This window comes from Paenibacillus sp. BJ-4, from assembly GCF_020404765.1.
GTDB lineage: Bacteria > Bacillota > Bacilli > Paenibacillales > Paenibacillaceae > Paenibacillus.
Window position 1 is genome coordinate 1 of record NZ_JAIVEM010000010.1, and the last position, 211, is coordinate 211.

General features: G+C 51.7%; 1 rRNA gene. It reads right to left on the bottom strand.

From position 1 onward, the window contains the following. Positions 1–211: ribosomal RNA gene (locus LCF57_RS04070) — 23S ribosomal RNA — on the bottom strand; the annotation flags it as partial.

A 211-nucleotide genomic window follows, 5' to 3' on the forward strand; every position in this document is an offset into this window, starting at 1 on the left:
ACAGATCTTTTCGTTACTCATACCGGCATTCTCACTTGAATGCAGTCCAGCGCTCCTTCCGGTACACCTTCAACCCGCATTCAACGCTCCCCTACCCCTGATGCATAGCATCAAGCCATAGCTTCGGTGGTGTGTTTAGCCCCGTTACATTTTCGGCGCAGAGTCACTCGACCAGTGAGCTATTACGCACTCTTTCAATGGTGGCTGCTTC